Annotated in this window: 15 protein-coding genes; 12 read left to right on the forward strand and 3 right to left on the reverse strand. The window is 45.0% G+C overall.

The genetic code is table 11. From position 1 onward, the window contains the following. The first annotated feature begins 55 nt into the window (after positions 1-55). The 3 genes from CTN07_RS17130 (at position 56) to CTN07_RS17140 (ending at position 2,845) form a co-directional block, all read left to right on the forward strand. Entirely contained in the window at positions 56-688 is a 633-nt protein-coding gene (locus tag CTN07_RS17130; RefSeq protein WP_005301738.1) for a MarC family protein, read from the forward strand. A 177-nt stretch (positions 689-865) separates the two neighbouring features. Next, positions 866-1,132, forward strand: coding sequence for a DUF4212 domain-containing protein (locus CTN07_RS17135; protein WP_036764522.1), 267 nt, complete (start codon positions 866-868; stop codon positions 1,130-1,132). Between the two features lie 9 nt (positions 1,133-1,141). Further along, on the forward strand, positions 1,142-2,845 hold the full coding sequence (locus CTN07_RS17140; RefSeq protein WP_005301741.1) for a sodium:solute symporter family protein: 1,704 nt from the start codon (positions 1,142-1,144) through the stop codon (positions 2,843-2,845). A 71-nt stretch (positions 2,846-2,916) separates the two neighbouring features. On the opposite strand, the gene CTN07_RS17145 is transcribed toward CTN07_RS17140, so the two are convergent. Further along, the gene (locus CTN07_RS17145) at positions 2,917-6,399 is read right to left on the reverse strand and encodes a PAS domain-containing hybrid sensor histidine kinase/response regulator (protein ID WP_005301743.1); all 3,483 of its coding nucleotides are present in this window, start codon (positions 6,397-6,399) and stop codon (positions 2,917-2,919) included. 139 nt (positions 6,400-6,538) lie between these two features. Beyond that, positions 6,539-7,717 (reverse strand): 3-phenylpropionate MFS transporter, encoded by a 1,179-nt coding sequence (locus tag CTN07_RS17150; protein WP_005301746.1) that lies wholly within the window; start codon positions 7,715-7,717, stop codon positions 6,539-6,541. Positions 7,718-8,026: 309 nt separating this feature from the next. On the opposite strand from CTN07_RS17150, the gene acs reads away from it, so the two are divergent. The 9 genes from acs (at position 8,027) to fis (ending at position 17,282) form a co-directional block, all read left to right on the forward strand. After that, positions 8,027-9,976 carry an acetate--CoA ligase gene (gene acs / locus CTN07_RS17155; RefSeq protein WP_005301749.1) on the forward strand — a complete coding sequence of 650 codons (1,950 nt, stop codon included), beginning with the start codon at positions 8,027-8,029 and terminating at the stop codon, positions 9,974-9,976. 506 nt (positions 9,977-10,482) lie between these two features. Beyond that, complete coding sequence (aroQ, locus tag CTN07_RS17160; protein ID WP_036764525.1) at positions 10,483-10,935, forward strand: type II 3-dehydroquinate dehydratase; 453 nt, start codon at positions 10,483-10,485, stop codon at positions 10,933-10,935. A 29-nt stretch (positions 10,936-10,964) separates the two neighbouring features. Next, entirely contained in the window at positions 10,965-11,423 is a 459-nt protein-coding gene (gene accB / locus CTN07_RS17165; RefSeq protein WP_005301753.1) for an acetyl-CoA carboxylase biotin carboxyl carrier protein, read from the forward strand. Between the two features lie 12 nt (positions 11,424-11,435). Then, positions 11,436-12,779: an acetyl-CoA carboxylase biotin carboxylase subunit gene (gene accC / locus CTN07_RS17170; protein ID WP_005301757.1), complete on the forward strand. Its 1,344-nt coding sequence runs from the start codon at positions 11,436-11,438 to the stop codon at positions 12,777-12,779. A 202-nt stretch (positions 12,780-12,981) separates the two neighbouring features. Continuing rightward, positions 12,982-13,299, forward strand: coding sequence for a YhdT family protein (locus CTN07_RS17175; RefSeq protein ID WP_036764527.1), 318 nt, complete (start codon positions 12,982-12,984; stop codon positions 13,297-13,299). After that, positions 13,292-14,749, forward strand: coding sequence for a sodium/pantothenate symporter (gene panF / locus CTN07_RS17180; RefSeq protein WP_005301759.1), 1,458 nt, complete (start codon positions 13,292-13,294; stop codon positions 14,747-14,749). Before CTN07_RS17175 ends, panF begins: the two co-directional genes overlap by 8 nt. 187 nt (positions 14,750-14,936) lie before the next feature. Then, on the forward strand, positions 14,937-15,821 hold the full coding sequence (gene prmA / locus CTN07_RS17185) for a 50S ribosomal protein L11 methyltransferase (RefSeq protein WP_005301762.1): 885 nt from the start codon (positions 14,937-14,939) through the stop codon (positions 15,819-15,821). Between the two features lie 176 nt (positions 15,822-15,997). Further along, the gene (gene dusB, locus CTN07_RS17190) at positions 15,998-16,963 is read left to right on the forward strand and encodes a tRNA dihydrouridine synthase DusB (RefSeq protein ID WP_036765173.1); all 966 of its coding nucleotides are present in this window, start codon (positions 15,998-16,000) and stop codon (positions 16,961-16,963) included. A 22-nt stretch (positions 16,964-16,985) separates the two neighbouring features. Continuing rightward, the gene (gene fis, locus CTN07_RS17195; RefSeq protein WP_002542007.1) at positions 16,986-17,282 is read left to right on the forward strand and encodes a DNA-binding transcriptional regulator Fis; all 297 of its coding nucleotides are present in this window, start codon (positions 16,986-16,988) and stop codon (positions 17,280-17,282) included. A 98-nt stretch (positions 17,283-17,380) separates the two neighbouring features. Here fis and CTN07_RS17200 read toward each other — a convergent pair whose 3' ends face one another. After that, positions 17,381-18,553 (reverse strand): MalY/PatB family protein, encoded by a 1,173-nt coding sequence (locus CTN07_RS17200; protein WP_005301793.1) that lies wholly within the window; start codon positions 18,551-18,553, stop codon positions 17,381-17,383.

Here is an 18,553-nt window from a genome sequence, read left to right on the forward strand (position 1 = left end):
TTAAGCAGTTATTCGCTACAATGATATCTGGCCTAAACAATATAGGGGATATGCTATGCTCAGCGTTTTGCTTACTCAGTTTGTTTTAATATGGGCTGTGATTGATCCTATTGGTTCGATCCCGGTTTATCTATCCCAAACCCACCATCTATCCCCACATCAACGCCGCTTGGTTGCTATCAAAGCCATACTTATTGCTACCGGAATTTTGCTCTTTTTTGTTATTGTTGGCCAAATATTACTAGAGGCTATGCAGATCCCACTGCCAGCTTTTCAAGCGGCTGGCGGATTAGTACTACTCTTATTTGCTCTAACAATGATCTTTGGTGAGAGCAAAGTTGAGCAAGAGTGCAAACTTAGCGAACAAGAATTACAACATTCAGAACTTGGTGCATTAGCGGTTTACCCACTTGCTGTACCTTCTATTGCATCCCCAGGAGCCATGATGGCAGTTGTGATGCTAACCGATAACAACCGCTATTCATTTATCGACCAAGCTATCACAACCTCCGTTATGCTAAGTGTGTTAGTCATCACTCTTATCCTGCTACTAGGAGCGAGTAAAATCCAACGCTATATCGGAGATGTGGGTGCTGCGATTATCAGCCGAGTGATGGGACTTATTTTGGCTGCTGTTGCCCTAAATAACTTATTAATCGGGATTCGAGACTTTTATCTAGCCAGTTAGACTTTTGGCTAATACTCCTCTTTTTTTATGCCAGCGAATCACTAAGATCGCTGGCATTTTTATCGCTATTTTTATCTTTTGCTCGACTAAAGTTGCACGGCGCACTGTTGATTCCACTGTTATGGTTTACTGAAACATTTTATTAACAAACCAACAAGAACAGACAAGGAGATAACCATGGCATTTGAATCTAAACATCATGCCGAGGCCTACTGGAAGGAAAACCTCACCACTATGTGCAACTTACTCGCTATCTGGTTTTTAGTCTCTTATGGCGCCGGAATTTTATTTGTTGATGCACTAAATACCATTCAGATTGGCGGATTTAAACTGGGGTTTTGGTTTGCTCAACAAGGCGCTATCTATGCTTTTGTCATTTTAATTTTCGTCTACGTGCTTCGCATGAACGCCCTTGATCGTAAATACAAAGTACAAGAAGACTAAGGTGAGAACATGGATATTCAAACTTGGACATTTATCATTGTTGGAATCACATTTGCTGTCTATATCGGTATTGCGATTTGGTCACGAGCAGGATCCACCAGTGAATTTTACGTGGCAGGTGGTGGCGTTCACCCCGTAGCAAATGGGATGGCAACCGCAGCAGATTGGATGTCTGCCGCTTCCTTTATCTCCATGGCCGGAATTATCTCTTTTATTGGTTATGATGGCGGCGTGTATCTCATGGGATGGACGGGAGGATATGTCTTATTAGCCCTGTGCCTTGCCCCCTACCTACGTAAATTTGGTAAGTTTACAGTCCCCGATTTTATCGGAGATCGTTATTACTCAAAAACAGCCCGTATGGTTGCTGTGTTTTGCGCCATCTTTGTCTCTTTTACTTATGTTGCAGGGCAGATGCGAGGGGTTGGTGTCGTCTTTGCGCGCTTCCTCGAAGTTGATATTAATATGGGCATCATGATCGGAATGGGGATCGTCTTTTTCTATGCCGTTATGGGGGGCATGAAAGGGATCACTTATACTCAGGTAGCTCAATATTGTGTTTTAATTTTTGCTTTTATGGTTCCTGCGATCTTTACCTCTTTGATGATCACAGGATCTCCCATTCCACAGATTGGTTTTGGTTCAACGATTAATGGCAGTGAAACTTATCTCTTAGAAAAACTCGATGGCATCACTCAAGAGCTTGGATTTACCGCCTATACTGATGGCTCGAAAAGTATAGTTGATGTCTTCTTTATTTGTGCCGCCTTAATGGTGGGAACAGCGGGACTACCTCACGTTATTATTCGCTTTTTTACCGTCCCTAAAGTTAAAGATGCTCGAATATCTGCCGGATGGGCTCTAATTTTTATTGCTATTTTATACACCACAGCGCCTGCTGTTGCCGCTTTTGCCAGAATCAATTTGATCGACACCATTAACGGTCCAGACATGAAAGGAGTCAGTGCTGAACAAGCGCCAAGTTGGGTCACTAATTGGGAAAAGACAGGGCTGGTCTCATGGCAAGATAAAAACGGTGATGGCAAGATGTTCTACTCTGGCGATGATCGTAATGAGATGACCATCAACCGCGATATTATTGTGCTCGCAAGTCCAGAGCTGGCCAAATTACCCAATTGGGTCGTTGCACTGCTGGCAGCGGGCGGGTTAGCAGCCGCACTATCAACAGCAGCAGGACTTCTGTTAGTTATTTCAACCTCTATCTCCCACGACCTACTGAAAAAAGGCTTCAAGCCTAATATGACCGACAAACAAGAACTCCTAGCGGCTCGGCTTGGGGCCATTGTCGCAATAGTTGGTGCCGGTTATCTGGGGATTAACCCGCCAGGCTTTGTGGCGCAAGTTGTTGCCTTTTCATTTGGCTTAGCCGCCAGTTCGTTCTTCCCTGCCATTATCTTAGGAATCTTTTATAAGCGTATGAATAAAGAAGGAGCAATCTCAGGCATGATTGCTGGTATCGCCTTTACGACGGCTTACATCATCTATTTTAAATTCATCAATCCAGCAGCAAATACACCTGAAAATTGGTGGTTTGGGATCAGCCCAGAAGGCATTGGTACCCTGGGGATGTGTTTAAACTTTGTAGTTGCAATTGTGGTCAATAAATTTACGGCAGAAGTACCTAATGATGTTCAAGAAATGGTGGAGTCTATTCGCTATCCTCAAGGAGCCGGAGAAGCCCACGATCATTAACGAGTAATGGGTCAGAGTAAAATACCCATACCGCAATGTGGCGCTAAGGTAATTAACTTAGCGCCATTAAATTAGACGGGCTCAGATAGCCTCTGTTTCTTTTGCTGCTGAGTAATTTGGTTCAATAATGCGCGCAATTTTAATGGCTTAACTGGTTTGGATAAATAGGCAAACCCTTGAGTCTTAACCCGTTCTTGGATTGCCGTTGTCCGGTCTGCGCTGATCACTACCCCAGCAAACTCTTGCCCCAGTCGTAAACGACACTGCTGCAATACTTCCAGTCCCGTTTGCCCTCGATCTAAATGAAAGTCAGTTAGGATCACCTGAGGCTGCCACTGTGGCGTAATATGCTGCAGAGCCGAAAATAAATCGGGAGCTAATCGAACATCACACTGCCAACGACTCAACACGCCTTTCATCGCCGCTAAAATAGGGGCTTCATTATCAACACATAATACTCGCAACCCTTGTAAAGAGTGGCTCATTTCTTGAGAAGTCGTGCGAGCGATAGGTTTAGCTTGCGCTACGGTAGCTCGCGATACCTGTAATGAGAAAACCGTTCCTTTGCCGGGCCAAGAACGCAGATCGAGTGAATGATTTAGCACCCGAGCAATACCTTTTGCTATTGCTAATCCTAACCCCAGTCCTTGTCCCTTAATATCTTGATCAAAACGGGTAAACTCATCAAAAATTTGTGCTTGTTTACTCGCTTCAATACCCGGCCCGTTATCCCAAACTTCAATCAATAAATCATCCCTTTTACGGCGAACGCCAAGCAACACTTTTCCTCCTGGGTTATAACGCAATGCATTTGTTAAAAAATTCTGTAATGCGCGACGTAATAACTTAGGATCGGAGTAGATCATAGCTTGCGTATTGATCAATGAAAACTGAGTTCCTTGCTGCTGAGCTAAAGCGTTAAACTCGGCATTTAATGTATTTAACACATCACTTAATGCAAAAGCATGTACTTGAGTATTAAGCTTACCCGCTTCTAATCGTGAAATATCCAACAGATCTGAAATAAGATCTTCAGCCGCTTCTAATGAGCTTTCAATATGGCGCGCCAGTTGCTGACTTTCAGGATCTTGAGCCACCTCTGCCAGAGAAGATGAAAATAATTTAGCTGCATTTAAGGGCTGCATAAGATCATGACTCACTGCGGCCAAAAAACGGCTTTTTGAATGTGCTTGTCGCTCTGCTTGCTGAGTCGCAACCACTAGGCGACGATTTAATTGTTCTAACTGCTGGGTCCGTTGTTGAACACGCGCTTCAAGATTTTCATTCGCTTCTTGTAATGCACCTTCCGCTTGGCGAAAAGCCGTAATATCGGTAAAACTCATCACAAAGCCGCCACCTGGCATCGGATTTCCTTGAACCTCGATTACTTGCCCATCAGGACGAATGCGAGATGAGGTATGGGCGGTACCTCGTTTTAAATGTTCCACTCGTTTTGCCACATGCCATTCAGGATCTCCCGGACCACACAAACCCATTTGCGCATTATGCCGAATAACATCTTCTATCGGTCGCCCAACTTGAATTAAACCTGCAGGGAAGTGAAACAACTCCAAATAACGCTGATTCCACGCAACCAAATACAGTTTTTTATCAACAACAGCAATGCCTTGGCTAATATGTTCAATCGCACCTTGTAATAAGCCACGACTAAAATCAAACAGTTCAGAAGCCTCATCAACAATGGTTGCCACCTCTTCTAACTGCATATTTCGCCCCTCTAGAGCCGAGCTTAATACTAAACGTGCTGTCGAGGTTCCAAACACTCCAGCTAGCATCCGTTCGGTATGACGAATTAAATTGGCTGAAGCCAGCTGGGAAGAGACTAAGGGCTGATGTTGTTGACTGTATTGCGCAAAAGCCTGACGAGTCCGTTTTCGACCAACAAAACGGGCCACCAGCATTTCTAATTCAGCGACAGTAACGCGAGTTTGATATAAACGACCACTATCTTGCTCTGGTACTGGAACCCCAACAAAGGAGGCGGCCTGCAATCGTTCTGTTAAGCTGGCACGCGATAGTAATGACACCACAACATAACACAGCAAATTGGCTAACAAGCTGAGAAACATCCCCCAATCGGTTATCGACACCTCAGCCGCCAATAGAGTTGGCGGAGGGGTTAAAAGCCATAACACCACATTTGTTTCACCATTGCCCGCCAGTAGATCAGCTTGCTGCATTAAGGTTAATAACCAGAGTGTAATCCCCACGGCTAAACCACAAAACACCCCGTTACGATTGCCTTTACGCCAATAAATACCGCCAATTAATGCAGGAGCAAATTGTGCCATCGCCGCAAAAGCTAATAGACCAATGGTTGCCAACGAAGAGATAGATTCTAAAGCTAAAGCAACGCCCCATGCTGCCAATAGAACCAAGCCAATTAATAGCCGACGAATTTTTAACAGCACTTGAGAAAAGGCTTTAAAACTGCGTTGCGGGATCGGTAAGCGACGCAGCAATAATGGCAAGACTAAGTCGTTCGATAACATAATGGCAAGGGCAATGGTTGAAACAATCACCATTCCAGCAGCGGCAGATGTTCCCCCTAAAAAAGTTAAAATAGCCAACCAGTTATGTTGCAAATAGAGCGGTAAGTTAATGATTAAAGTATCGGCTGAAACCGTAGGTAAGAGTTGCTGACCTAAAATGGCTATAGGTAAAACACCCAACCCCATCAATAGTAGATAAAGAGGAAATACCTTGCGTGCTAAATGCAGATCTTTAGGCTGCTGATTTTCGACCACTATGGTATGAAACTGACGCGGCAAACAGATAATTGCCGTCATCGCCAGCAGAGTATGAATGGCGAAGGTTGGCCAATTAGGAGCCTGCCAACTAAATGATGACATTGAAAGTATGGTTGAACTGACTGGCGGTTGAATCAGCCAGAACACAGCAAACCCAGCTAGCAACAAAAAGGCCACTAACTTTAATAGCGACTCAAAGGCTACCGCTAACATTAAACCACGGTGATGCTCTGTTGTATCGATATGTCGCGAGCCAAAGACTATCGTAAACAGAGCAAGCAGCAAGGTAAGCATGAACATAAAATCAACACGCCCCCACTTTTGAACTAACGTCTGAGATAACTGAGGAGCAATTTGTTCAACCCCAAGGGCTATACCTCGCAATTGCAGTGCGATATAAGGCAAAATGCCCAACAGTGCAATTAAGGTTACTGCGACCGCTAAGGCTTGAGATTTACCATAACGAGCGGCAATAAAGTCGGCAATGGAAGTAATATGCTCGCGCTTAGCAATTAAGATAATCCGCGCTAGCACTCGCCATGCAAAGACAAAAACCAGAATCGGTGCAAGATATATTGGAACAAAAGACCAGGTATCATCACTGGCTTGCCCAACCGTGCCGTAGAAAGTCCACGAGGTACAATAAACCGCAATAGAGAGGCTATAAATCCAAGGTCGCCAGCGTGCTAACCACTGCCGTTTTTTATCGCCATACCAAGCAATACCAAATAAGACGATCAAATAACCCAATGAAATTAAAGTGACGACCCATCCTTGGCTCATGCTTCCTTCCTTTAACAAACTTAGCGTGTTGCTTTTTTGTTAAAGCCTACGGAGAAACCAGCTAAGTCTCAATCGTACAGATGAAAAAATAGCGGCTTTCGTGAGCCGCTATTTATTTTTATTCGTTTGTTACATTCAATTAGGCAGAAGCTTTTGCTTGCTCGGCATAATTAGTGTGACGCTTAGGTTCCATTTTCATAAAGAAGACAGGCAGCGCCATCACCGCCATTACCCAGAAAACATCTGCGCTCCAAATACCATAAATCCATCCACTCAATGTGGTCAGAACTGCCATAACAGCCCCTAATGGAATCGCATTATACAACGCCTGTAATGCCACCATCTGATTGCTTGGTGCATGTTGAATATAGCGAATTGCAGCCAAATGCGCGGTAGCAAACGTAATGGCGTGTAACGACTGCACCGCAAACATTACCCAAAGGTCGGTACTCGATGCGGTTACCCCCCAGCGAATCAGTACACCAACAGCAGCGAGACGGAACATGTTGGTAATTGTCCAACCAGAAAATAAGTGCTTACTAACGGCAAAGATAGCGACTTCTGCGACCACACTGAAACTCCAAAGGTAACCAATGGTCGCTTCATTAAAGCCCGCCACTTCCTTCCAATAAATAGAGCTAAAGCCGTAATAAGCTGCATGGCTACCTTGAATTAGGGCATTGATCAGCAAAAAGCGCAGTACCGTTGGATCTTTTAATAAACTCAAAACAGCCGGTCGTACCTGATCTTGTTCTTGATCATCAACAGGGACAATGGCAGGTAGATGCATGGTACGAAGTAAAGCAAATGCCAAACCAGCGGCTGCGACCCAAGGAATTACGTCAGCACCATAACGGTCAGCCATTAAACCCACGACAGTAGAGCCCGCAATAAAAGCAATCGAGCCCCATAAACGTGTACGTCCATAGTCAAGATGACCATCTTTAGCATAGTGATTGGCAAGAGCATCGGAGATAGGAACAACAGGGCCAGCGGCAAGGTTAAAGAAGGTGGTAACCAATGTAAGTGCCCACAAACTTCCACCGCAGTAAATATAAACAATACAGGAGATAAGCCCTAATAAGCTAAAGCCGCGTAATGCTGGAATTAGGTGGCTCACTTTATGAATGCGAGGCGTCAAGACAAGGTTGGCAGCACAACGAACCGCAAAACCTAAACCTAATAAAACACCGATATCTGCGGCATCAACCCCAATGTGAGCAAACCATAATGCCCAAAAAGGTAAATAGACCCCGTAGGAGAAGAAAAAACCAACCAAATATTGAGAAGTCCAACTAAATGGGCTGCTACGAAACATGAATCATCCTGAAAATTAAAGAACGTGATAAAGAGCACATATTATGCCTAAATCACGCCCTCTCTTTTGTGCTATCAAACGCAAAAATAGCATTCCTATTCATACTAAATGCCACATCAAAATCACTTATCTAGAGCACAAAAGTCAATGTAATACCTCTGCAATGCTATTAGGTAGCACCCAATCTTACCCTATGCGCCTAAAGTCTAATTGTAAAACACCTTCTTCTATCACAAATTATTAACAAGTGAGACCTCTAATCGACTAATTCTGTAAATGGACATCGCGAGTCAACTCAAGGAGAACCGAATGAGTGAAGCACATATTTTTCCCGTTAATGCTCAACTAGCTAATCAAGCCCACATTAACGATGAGCAATACCGCGAGCTGTACCAACAATCGATCATCAACCCTGAAGGCTTTTGGCGCGAACAAGGCAAAATACTGGATTGGATAACCCCTTATAGCAAAGTGAAAAATACCTCTTACGATCCGGGCCATGTCAGCATTAAATGGTTTGAAGATGGAGAACTTAATGTCTCTGCAAACTGTATTGACCGCCACCTACCAACCAAAGGGGATCAGGTTGCAATCATTTGGGAAGGTGATGATCCCAACGATCACGCTCATATCACCTACAACGAACTCCACCAGCAAGTCTGTCAATTTGCCAATGCCCTAAAAAGCCAAGGCGTACGCAAAGGGGATGTTGTGTGCTTATACATGCCGATGGTCGCAGAAGCCGCAGTCGCGATGTTGGCCTGTACTCGCATAGGTGCTGTCCACACCATTGTATTTGGTGGCTTCTCTCCTGAAGCTCTTGCGGGACGAATAATCGACTCCAATGCAAAAGTTGTGATCACCGCAGATGAGGGCGTCCGAGGTGGGCGTGCTGTACCTCTTAAACAGAATGTCGATCAAGCTTTACTGCATCCTGAGGTCATTTCAGTGGAAAAAGTTGTGGTATTAAAACGCACCGGCAGCCCTGTTGAGTGGTTTAGTGAGCGTGATGTGTGGTGGGATGACATCACTGCAGTTGCTTCAACCCACTGTGAACCAGAAGCGATGAATGCCGAGGACCCACTGTTTATTCTCTATACTTCAGGCTCAACCGGAAAACCGAAAGGAGTGCTTCATACTACGGGAGGTTATTTGGTTTATACCTCCCTTACCTTTAAGTATGTCTTTGACTATCAAGAAGGTGATATCTATTGGTGTACCGCTGATGTGGGTTGGATAACCGGACACAGTTATCTGGTTTATGGTCCTCTTGCCAACGGAGCAACAACCTTACTGTTTGAAGGTGTCCCTAATTATCCAGCCACAAATCGAATGAGCCAAGTCGTCGACAAACATCAAGTAAATATCCTCTATACCGCACCGACTGCAATTCGAGCCTTAATGGCAAAAGGAGATGAAGCCATCGTTGATACTTCACGCCACTCACTGCGTATTATGGGCTCGGTTGGTGAACCGATTAATCCAGAAGCATGGGAGTGGTATCACCGCACAATCGGAGACAGCCGTTGCCCTATTGTTGATACTTGGTGGCAAACCGAAACGGGCGGCATCTTAATTACCCCACTACCAGGAGCGACCGATCTAAAACCGGGCTCAGCAACACGACCTTTCTTTGGCGTACAACCGGCCTTAGTCGATAATCTTGGTAATATTTTGCCAGGAGCAACCGAGGGTAACTTAGTTATGCTCGATTCATGGCCAGGGCAAATGCGGACTCTCTGGGGTGACCACGAGCGCTTTGAACAAACCTATTTCTCTACCTTTGCTGGCATGTATTTTACTGGCGACGGCGCTCGTCGTGATGAAGATGATTACTATTGGATAACAGGCCGAGTAGATGATGTATTGAATATTTCAGGTCACCGGATGGGAACCGCTGAAATTGAATCGGCTCTGGTTGCCTTTAATAAAATTGCAGAAGCTGCCGTTGTTGGGGTTCCACATGAAATAAAAGGCCAAGCTATTTATGCCTACATCACGCTAAATGACGGCGAAATACCTAGCGCTCAGCTGCATAAAGAAGTCAAAGATTGGGTGCGAAAAGAGATTGGGCCTATCGCAACACCAGACTTTCTTCACTGGACAGATGCCTTACCCAAAACGCGCTCGGGCAAAATTATGCGTCGAATTCTTCGTAAAATTGCCACCGGAGATACCAGTAACTTAGGTGATACCTCAACCCTCGCCGACCCAAGTGTGGTTGAAAAACTGATCGCAGAAAAACAGCAGCTCTTATAGCCATTACCACCGCAATACCCTCCATCTATCCAGTTGAGCCCAACTTCTCTATTGGGCTCTTTTTTCATTCAATTCTAGGTCGGTATCACTGCGCTCAGGCAAGAAATTGCTTTCAGTTGGTGAATTTTTCACTGCTTTATTATGGATTCAGTACATTTTCTGCTGCTGATTTCTCATTTTTATTTCATGCTTTTTCAGTATTTTTGATCCTTGTATGACAAAGCATCACAAAAAATGAAAAACATTGGGATTTCCTAGGCTTATCGAAATGAACTTGTTATGTTAAACGGCGTCTAATTCAACACCTCCAAACTAATACAGCGTACACGTGTTAGCAGAAAAAAGTGGTGATTAGACCAGTATTTTGCTGCGATTTGCGGTGAAATCTCTATAATCGCTAAACAAACTTAATTTGGCAGCGTATAAAACGGACACAAGGAAGCCCAGTTGCAGAGATTTGCAACTTACTTAACTAAATCGCCTAAAAAGAGTGAAATTACGTCAAGATGTCGACCGTTAAACGAATTTTATTGATCAATGGCCCAAATCTAAATCTATTGGGTCTGCGAGAGCCAGGACACTATGGCAATGATAGCTTAGACAGTATCGTGTCCGCTCTAACTGCCAAATCAACCGAACTCGGTGTGACTTTAGAGCACATTCAATCCAATGCTGAGCACGAGATTATTGATGCCATCCATCAAGCCTACGGCAAGGTAGACTTTATCATCATCAATCCAGCCGCATTTACCCATACCAGCGTTGCTATTCGTGATGCCCTACTTGGTGTGGCGATTCCATTTATTGAAGTGCATCTGTCTAACGTTCACGCTCGGGAGCCATTTCGTCACCACTCTTACCTTTCCGATAAAGCGGTTGGAGTAATTTGTGGATTGGGGAAAGACGGTTATGAATTCGCCCTGACTGCTGCGGTTCGTCGCCTGCAATCAGACAGCTAACTGAACAAAATATTACAAAGAGAAAGATAATGGACATTCGTAAAATTAAGAAGCTAATTGAATTGGTTGAAGAATCAGGTATTGCAGAACTTGAAATTTCAGAAGGTGAAGAGTCAGTACGCATCAGCCGTAGCACCGCTCCTGTAGTTCCTGCGCAGCAATACTACGCACCAGCACAACCTGCAGCTCCTGTTGCAGCGCCAGTACAAGCCGCTCCTGCTGAAGCTCCTGTTGCAGCAGCACCTGAAGTTACAGGCCACAAAGTTCTTTCTCCTATGGTAGGTACTTTCTACCGTTCACCTAGCCCAGAAGCTGCTAAGTTCGCTGAAATCGGCCAATCTGTAAGCGTAGGTGACACTCTATGTATCGTTGAAGCAATGAAGATGATGAACCAGATCCAATCGGATAAAGCAGGTACTATCGTTGCAATTCTAGCGAAAGACGGCGATGCAGTTGAATTCGATCAGCCTCTATTTGTTATCGAGTAATAGAGGTCGATTATGTTAGATAAAGTAGTTATCGCAAACCGAGGAGAGATTGCTCTTCGTATTTTGCGAGCTTGTAAAGAGCTTGGTATCAAAACCGTAGCAGTTCACTCAACTGCTGACCGTGATCTTAAGCACGTATTGCTAGCTGATGAATCTGTTTGTATCGGCCCTGCTCGTGGTACAGAAAGTTACCTAAATATTCCTCGTATTATCAGTGCTGCTGAAATCACTGGTGCCGTTGCGATTCACCCTGGATATGGCTTCCTTTCTGAAAATGCCGATTTTGCCGAGCAAGTAGAGCGTTCAGGTTTCATTTTCGTTGGTCCTAAAGCAGAAACCATTCGTCTTATGGGCGACAAAGTTTCTGCAATCAACGCAATGAAAAAAGCTGGTGTTCCTTGTGTTCCAGGTTCTGATGGCCCACTGGGTAACGACGAAGACAAGAACAAAGCGATTGCAAAACGCATCGGTTATCCTGTGATCATCAAAGCCTCTGGTGGCGGCGGTGGTCGTGGTATGCGTGTGGTTCGCAACGAAAAAGAGATCGTTGAAGCAATTGCAATGACTCGTGCAGAAGCAAAAGCGTGTTTCAACAATGACATGGTTTATATGGAGAAATACCTAGAAAACCCTCGTCATATTGAAGTTCAAGTGCTTGCTGATGGTCAAGGTAATGCTATTCACCTAGGTGAGCGTGACTGTTCAATGCAGCGTCGTCACCAGAAAGTTGTTGAAGAAGCACCAGCTCCAGGTATTACTGAAGAAATGCGTAAGTACATCGGTGAGCGTTGTACTCGTGCATGTATCGAAATTGGTTACCGTGGTGCGGGTACATTTGAGTTCCTATATGAAAATGGCGAGTTCTACTTTATTGAGATGAACACCCGTATTCAGGTGGAGCACACTATCACTGAAATGGTGACAGGTATCGACTTAGTAAAAGAGCAGCTTCGCATCGCCGCAGGCCAACCTCTGTCATACACTCAAGACGATATCAAACTGCGTGGCCATTCAATCGAATGTCGTATTAACGCCGAAGATCCTGTTCGTTTCCTACCATCACCAGGTAAGATCGAGCGTTTCCATTCACCAGGCGGTATGGGTGTTCGTTGGGAATCTCATATTTACACCGGCTACACTGTACCCCCTCACTACGATTCAATGATCGGTAAACTGATCACTTACGGAGAAAACCGCGATGTGGCTATCTCTCGTATGAAGAATGCGCTAAGTGAGATGATCATTGAAGGTATTCACGTGAACGTACCGTTACTGCTTGATATCATGAATGATGAAAACTTCCAGCATGGTGGTGCAAACATCCACTATCTAGAGAAGAAGCTAGGCTTATCATAATTTAAGCTTGCGCTGATAAAAGGTCGCATTACGCGGCCTTTTTTGTTGCCTGTAAATCATAAGATTGCAGGATGCTTGATTTTCCTCAGTGGCACTCAAGAGTAAGTTTTGCCACAATAGCCCACCTTTTTCACCGAGGGGCTCTATAGCTCAGTTGCTATAGTCGCCGCTTAGTTCTTTGTAAATATACTGGAGACGCAGCATGAAGACGCTTTCAGCACGCTATCGTCAGGCTCATCGAGAAGCCAAATGGGCGATAGGTCTAGCGTTAGCTTATTTCATCTGGTGGTATGTCTCGGCCTATGCCTTTGCACCGACAGCGCTACCTAAAGCTATGCCTGAACTATACTGGGGCTTTCCGCTTTGGTTCCTATTGGCCTGTATTATCGGCCCAATTGTTTTTACCATCTTATGTGGCTTAATGGTGAAGTTCATTTATCAAGATATCAGTCTCGATATTGAACCTCTTGAGTCACAACCAAACGATCCTAATCAAACCAAGGGCCAAGAGCATGAATAGCCAAATTCTGATCCCACTTGTGCTGTATTTAGCGGCGGTTTTTGGCGTTGCCTTTATGACTCGTCGTCATCGCGGAAAAGGTGGCTTTCTTAACGAGTATCTCGTCGGTGGACGCAGCATGGGAGGTTTTGTCCTTGCCATGACGCTTGCGGCAACGTACGCCAGTGCCAGCTCATTTATTGGCGGTCCTGGTGCGGCTTATAAAATGGGTCTAGGTTGGGTGTTACTTGCGATGATCCAGCTTCCTGCCGCTTGGTTAACTCTTGGGGTTTTAGGCAAAAAGTTCGCTATTGAAGCCCGTCTACACAACGCACTGACTCTTAACGATATTCTTTATGCCCGCTATAAAAATCGTGGTGTTGTTATTCTGGCCTCGATCGCTCTATTACTCGCGTTCTTCGGTACTATGGTGGTGCAGTTTGTAGGGGGAGCGCGTCTACTACAAACGGTTACAGGCCTCTCTTACAATGAAGGCTTGATGATCTTTGCCGTTACCGTCGGACTTTACACCACCATTGGTGGATTTCGTGCTGTGGTCATGACCGATACTATTCAAGGGATCATGATGATCATCGGTACCATCGCCCTCTTAATTGGTATTGTTCATGCCGGTGGTAGCATGGGTGAGCTGATGACCAAACTGCATCATATCGATCCAGCACTCATTACCCCTTATGGTCCAAACCACTTCTTAACCGAACCTTTCATGTTAAGTTTTTGGGTCTTAGTCTGTTTTGGTGTAATCGGTCTACCCCATGCTGCTGTTCGTTGCATGTCATACAAAGACAGTAAATCGCTGCATAAAGGTATGGTGATCAGTACGGCCATGGTTGCGTTCTTAATGCTAGGTATGCACTTGGCGGGCGCATTGGGACGTGCCATTGTCCCTGATGTTGCTAGCCCAGATCAGATCATGCCAACCTTGATGATCTCAGTTCTTCCACCGCTAGTTGCTGGTATTTTCTTAGCGGGTCCAATGGCGGCCATTATGTCGACCATCGACTCTCAGTTGATCCAAGCTTCAGCAACCTTACTAAAAGATCTGTACATCAACTACATCAACCCAAGTATTGCTGAAGGGGAAGAAGCACAAACCAAACTGCCGAAACTGTCATTATGGGTTACTGGCATTTTCTCTGGCTTAGTCTTTGTGGCAGCAATGAATCCACCTGATATGATCATCTGGCTAAACTTGTTAGCTTTTGGCTGTTTACAAGCGGTTTTCTTATGGCCTCTAGTCTTAGGTCTCTATTGGAAGAAAGCCTCAGCAGCCGGTGCTTACGCCTCAATGATTGTTGGTTTAACGACCTATATCAGTCTGTCGTTTATCAAACCCGATATGGGCGGCGTTCATGCCATCGTTCCAACATTAGCACTTGGTTTTATCGCTTTTGTTGCTGGCAGCCTATTAAAACCAGTTGCTCACACTCAGCCACAACAAAGTGTCTAAAGTGAGTGCCTAACGGCGGCAAAATACGCTACAATTAGCGCAATCGAAAGATAGTACATCACTTTGTACTATCTTTTTTTTGTCCATAACATCCTCGATCAACCCGGATTTCCCATGGGGATTGGCGAAAAAATATGCTAGACTCCGCCCCCTATTGTGTTGATCAGAAACTATAAGCGAATTAACCATGCCTTGGATTCAATTAAAACTGAACGCAACTGCAGAAAATGCAGAAGCAATTGGCGATATGTTAATGGAAGAGACAGGCGCACTTTCTGTCACTTTCCTTGATGCACAAGACACGCCAGTGTTTGAGCCGTTGCCAGGTGAAACCCGCCTTTGGGGTGATACCGATGTGATCGGTTTGTACGATGCTGAAGCCGACATGGATTTCGTGCAAAGCATGCTAAAAAACAGCCCACTATTGGCTGATGATTTTGCTTATAAAATCGAGCAACTTGAAGATAAAGATTGGGAACGTGAATGGATGGATAACTTCCACCCAATGCGTTTCGGTCGCCGTCTATGGATCTGCCCAAGCTGGCGTGAAGCCCCAGAACCTGAAGCGGTAAACGTACTGCTTGATCCAGGTCTGGCTTTTGGTACAGGTACTCACCCAACAACATCACTGTGTCTTGAGTGGTTAGATGGTCAAGATTTAACAGGTAAAACTGTTATCGACTTCGGTTGTGGCTCAGGCATTCTTGCTATTGCAGCTCTAAAATTAGGCGCAGCAAAAGTGATCGGTATCGACATCGATCCACAAGCAATTTTAGCTTCTCGCGACAACGCAGAGCGCAATGGCGTTGCTGATAACCTAGAGTTATACCTACCGCAAGATCAGCCAGAAGGCATCCAAGCAGATGTAGTTGTGGCGAACATTCTTGCCGGTCCTTTACGTGAACTTTCACCGGTAATTAAGAGCCTTGTGAAAGATGGCGGTGAGCTTGCGATCTCTGGTGTTTTAGAGTCACAAGCAGAAGATGTTGCGACTTACTACAGCGACGAATTGACTCTTGAACCTGTTGTTGCACGCGAAGAGTGGTGCCGCATTTCAGGTCGTAAAGCGTAATTCGACGTTCTAGGGTCTGTTTTACCTGACTTTTTTTCGTTATAAGAATCGGCCAATCGGTTGAATATCATACGGTTTTAAAAAAGAAAAACTGAATGCTCAATTATTGGCCTTTTCAGAACGGGAAAAAATGCGTAAAATGCGCGCCCTTACTGACACAGTTAGGTACGAACATTTTGCAAATCGGTCCTTATCAACTAAAAAACCAGCTGATAGTTGCTCCTATGGCAGGCGTGACCGATCGGCCATTTCGTGAGTTATGCCTTCGCTATGGTGCAGGCATGGCAGTTAGCGAGATGATGTCGTCTAATCCGGATCTGTGGAAAACATCAAAATCAATGAATCGAATGGTTCACGAAGGTGAATCCGGCATACGTTCGGTTCAGATTGCAGGCTCTGATCCTAAGTTGATGGCCGAAGCTGCACAATTTAGTGTTGAGAACGGTGCGCAAATCATCGATATCAACATGGGTTGCCCAGCTAAGAAAGTAAACAAACGGTTAGCCGGTTCTGCTCTGCTGCAATACCCGCACTTGATTGAAGAAATTCTAAAAGAGGTGGTTGGAGCGGTTGATGTGCCTGTTACGTTGAAAACACGTACGGGTTGGGATACAGAGAATCGAAACTGTGTCGATATAGCAAAACTCGCCGAGCAATGCGGCATACAAGCCCTCGCCCTTCATGGTCGAACTAAGGCTTGCATGTACAAAGGCGAAGCGGAATATGACTACATTAGAGCGGTGAAACAAGCCGTCACTATCCCGGTTATCGCAAACGGTGATATCGATAGCCCTGAGAAAGCGCGCTTTGTACTCGATTATACGGGTGCCGATGCTCTGATGATTGGCCGACCTGCACAAGGAAAGCCATGGATTTTTCGTGAAATCCACCATTATTTAACAACTGGCGAGCATCTTGCTCCTCCATCATTTGATGAAGTCAGCGAGATCATGTTGGGACATGTTCGTGAACTCCACCGTTTTTACGGTGAGTACTTAGGGTTGCGCATTGCACGTAAACACGTGTCTTGGTACTTAAAAGAGCATGCACCAGCAGGAAATTTCCGCCAGACCTTCAACGCTATCGAAGATGCCAATGAGCAGATCGATGCGCTGCAAGGCTACTTCGAAAACGTTGCATAAATACTAGAAGAGCTTACAGAATATGTTCGAACAAAATCTGACTTCCGAAGCATTAACAGTAACAACTGTAACTTCACAAGACCAAATCACACAGAAGCCACTACGTGACTCTGTAAAGGCGTCTCTTAAAAACTACCTAGCTCAATTAAACGGTCAGGAAGTCAACGATCTGTACGAGCTAGTGCTGGCAGAAGTTGAGCAACCACTACTAGACACTATCATGCAGTACACTCGCGGTAACCAAACTCGCGCAGCAACTATGATGGGTATCAACCGTGGTACGCTACGTAAGAAGCTAAAAAAATACGGTATGAACTAATCGCTTTGCGATGAATTCAGACAGAAAAAGGGCGCTAATTTCTTAAGTTAGCGCCCTTTTTCATTATTAGGAATCACCCACCAGCAATACGCTTTCTACTACTCTACAAGCTCTTGCAGCGCGGCAATTAACGCCTTAACCCCAGCTTCGACCTTACTGCGCGGACAACCGACATTCAGGCGTAAATACCCGATGCCTTCGTCACCATAAGTATCGCCACGCATAATTGCGACTTTATGTTTCTCGATAAGGCACTGCTGAAGCCTATCCATATCAATCTGTAATGGATTTAGATCGATCCAGGCCAGATAGGTCCCATCCGGTACACGATAGTTTATTGCCGGAAACGCGCTGTTAAGCTCACTTGCGACATAATGTAAATTATTCTGCAAGTACGCTGTTAACTCATCAAGCCACGCTTCTCCGTGATTATAGGCACTAATATGAGCGATAACGCTTAAGATAGCAGGTGATGATAATCCATGTGCCGCTTTTAAGATGGTTAGATAGCGTTGCTGAGTCGATGCATCAGCAATAAACGCGTAGGCACCCGTTAAGGCTGGAATATTAAATGACTTCGAACCAGAGCTAACTATCGCCCATTGATTATCTTGTGCTACTTTCGACCATGGAATATAAGATGCAAACGCCATATCCATATGAATGTCATCGGAGATCACCTTCACCTTGTGCTGGGCACAAATCTCAGCCATACGCTCTAGTTCATCACGACGCCAGACTCGTCCCGTTGGGTTATGCGGACTGCACAGTAGTAAAACTTTACACTCTGAGCGCTGTGCCTGCTGCAGGAACACATCCCAGTCAATTTCATAGCTTTGTGCCGTTTTAAGTAAAGGACAAGCAAGCATCTGACGCTGATTTGCTGCAATCATATTGCCAAACGCATCATAAGCAGGCGTTAATACTAAAATGCCTTCGTCCTTCTCACTCCACAATGTGATGAGCTGAGAGACGATATAGATCACCGAAGGCCCATACACCAAATCCTCAGCCTGCAGTTCAGCTTGATAACGTCGCTTAAACCAACCACACACCGCCTGTTTATAATCATCGTGGTTCCAACGACTGTACCCTAGCACGCCATGCTCTAGGCGCTCAGTTAATGCCTGTTGAATGCAAGGAGCTGTCTCAAAGTCCATATCAGAAATAGTAAATGGCAATAAGTCAGCCTGACCAAAGCGATCTTGAACGTAATCCCATTGGGTACAATACGTGCCGTAGCGATTAACAGGTGTTGAGAAATCGAACAT

It is taken from the genome of Photobacterium damselae (assembly GCF_003026815.1).
Lineage (GTDB): Bacteria > Pseudomonadota > Gammaproteobacteria > Enterobacterales > Vibrionaceae > Photobacterium > Photobacterium damselae.

Coding starts and splice junctions, on each gene's coding strand:
- panF (WP_005301759.1), top strand. CDS start 13,292: ATGAATAGCCAAATTCTGATCCCACTTGTGCTGTATTTAGCGGCGGTT.
- aroQ (WP_036764525.1), top strand. CDS start 10,483: ATGTCGACCGTTAAACGAATTTTATTGATCAATGGCCCAAATCTAAAT.
- CTN07_RS17200 (WP_005301793.1), bottom strand. CDS start 18,553: ATGTTCGATTTCTCAACACCTGTTAATCGCTACGGCACGTATTGTACC.
- acs (WP_005301749.1), top strand. CDS start 8,027: ATGAGTGAAGCACATATTTTTCCCGTTAATGCTCAACTAGCTAATCAA.
- CTN07_RS17175 (WP_036764527.1), top strand. CDS start 12,982: ATGAAGACGCTTTCAGCACGCTATCGTCAGGCTCATCGAGAAGCCAAA.
- fis (WP_002542007.1), top strand. CDS start 16,986: ATGTTCGAACAAAATCTGACTTCCGAAGCATTAACAGTAACAACTGTA.
- CTN07_RS17135 (WP_036764522.1), top strand. CDS start 866: ATGGCATTTGAATCTAAACATCATGCCGAGGCCTACTGGAAGGAAAAC.
- accC (WP_005301757.1), top strand. CDS start 11,436: ATGTTAGATAAAGTAGTTATCGCAAACCGAGGAGAGATTGCTCTTCGT.
- CTN07_RS17150 (WP_005301746.1), bottom strand. CDS start 7,717: ATGTTTCGTAGCAGCCCATTTAGTTGGACTTCTCAATATTTGGTTGGT.
- CTN07_RS17145 (WP_005301743.1), bottom strand. CDS start 6,399: ATGAGCCAAGGATGGGTCGTCACTTTAATTTCATTGGGTTATTTGATC.
- CTN07_RS17130 (WP_005301738.1), top strand. CDS start 56: ATGCTCAGCGTTTTGCTTACTCAGTTTGTTTTAATATGGGCTGTGATT.
- CTN07_RS17140 (WP_005301741.1), top strand. CDS start 1,142: ATGGATATTCAAACTTGGACATTTATCATTGTTGGAATCACATTTGCT.
- accB (WP_005301753.1), top strand. CDS start 10,965: ATGGACATTCGTAAAATTAAGAAGCTAATTGAATTGGTTGAAGAATCA.
- prmA (WP_005301762.1), top strand. CDS start 14,937: ATGCCTTGGATTCAATTAAAACTGAACGCAACTGCAGAAAATGCAGAA.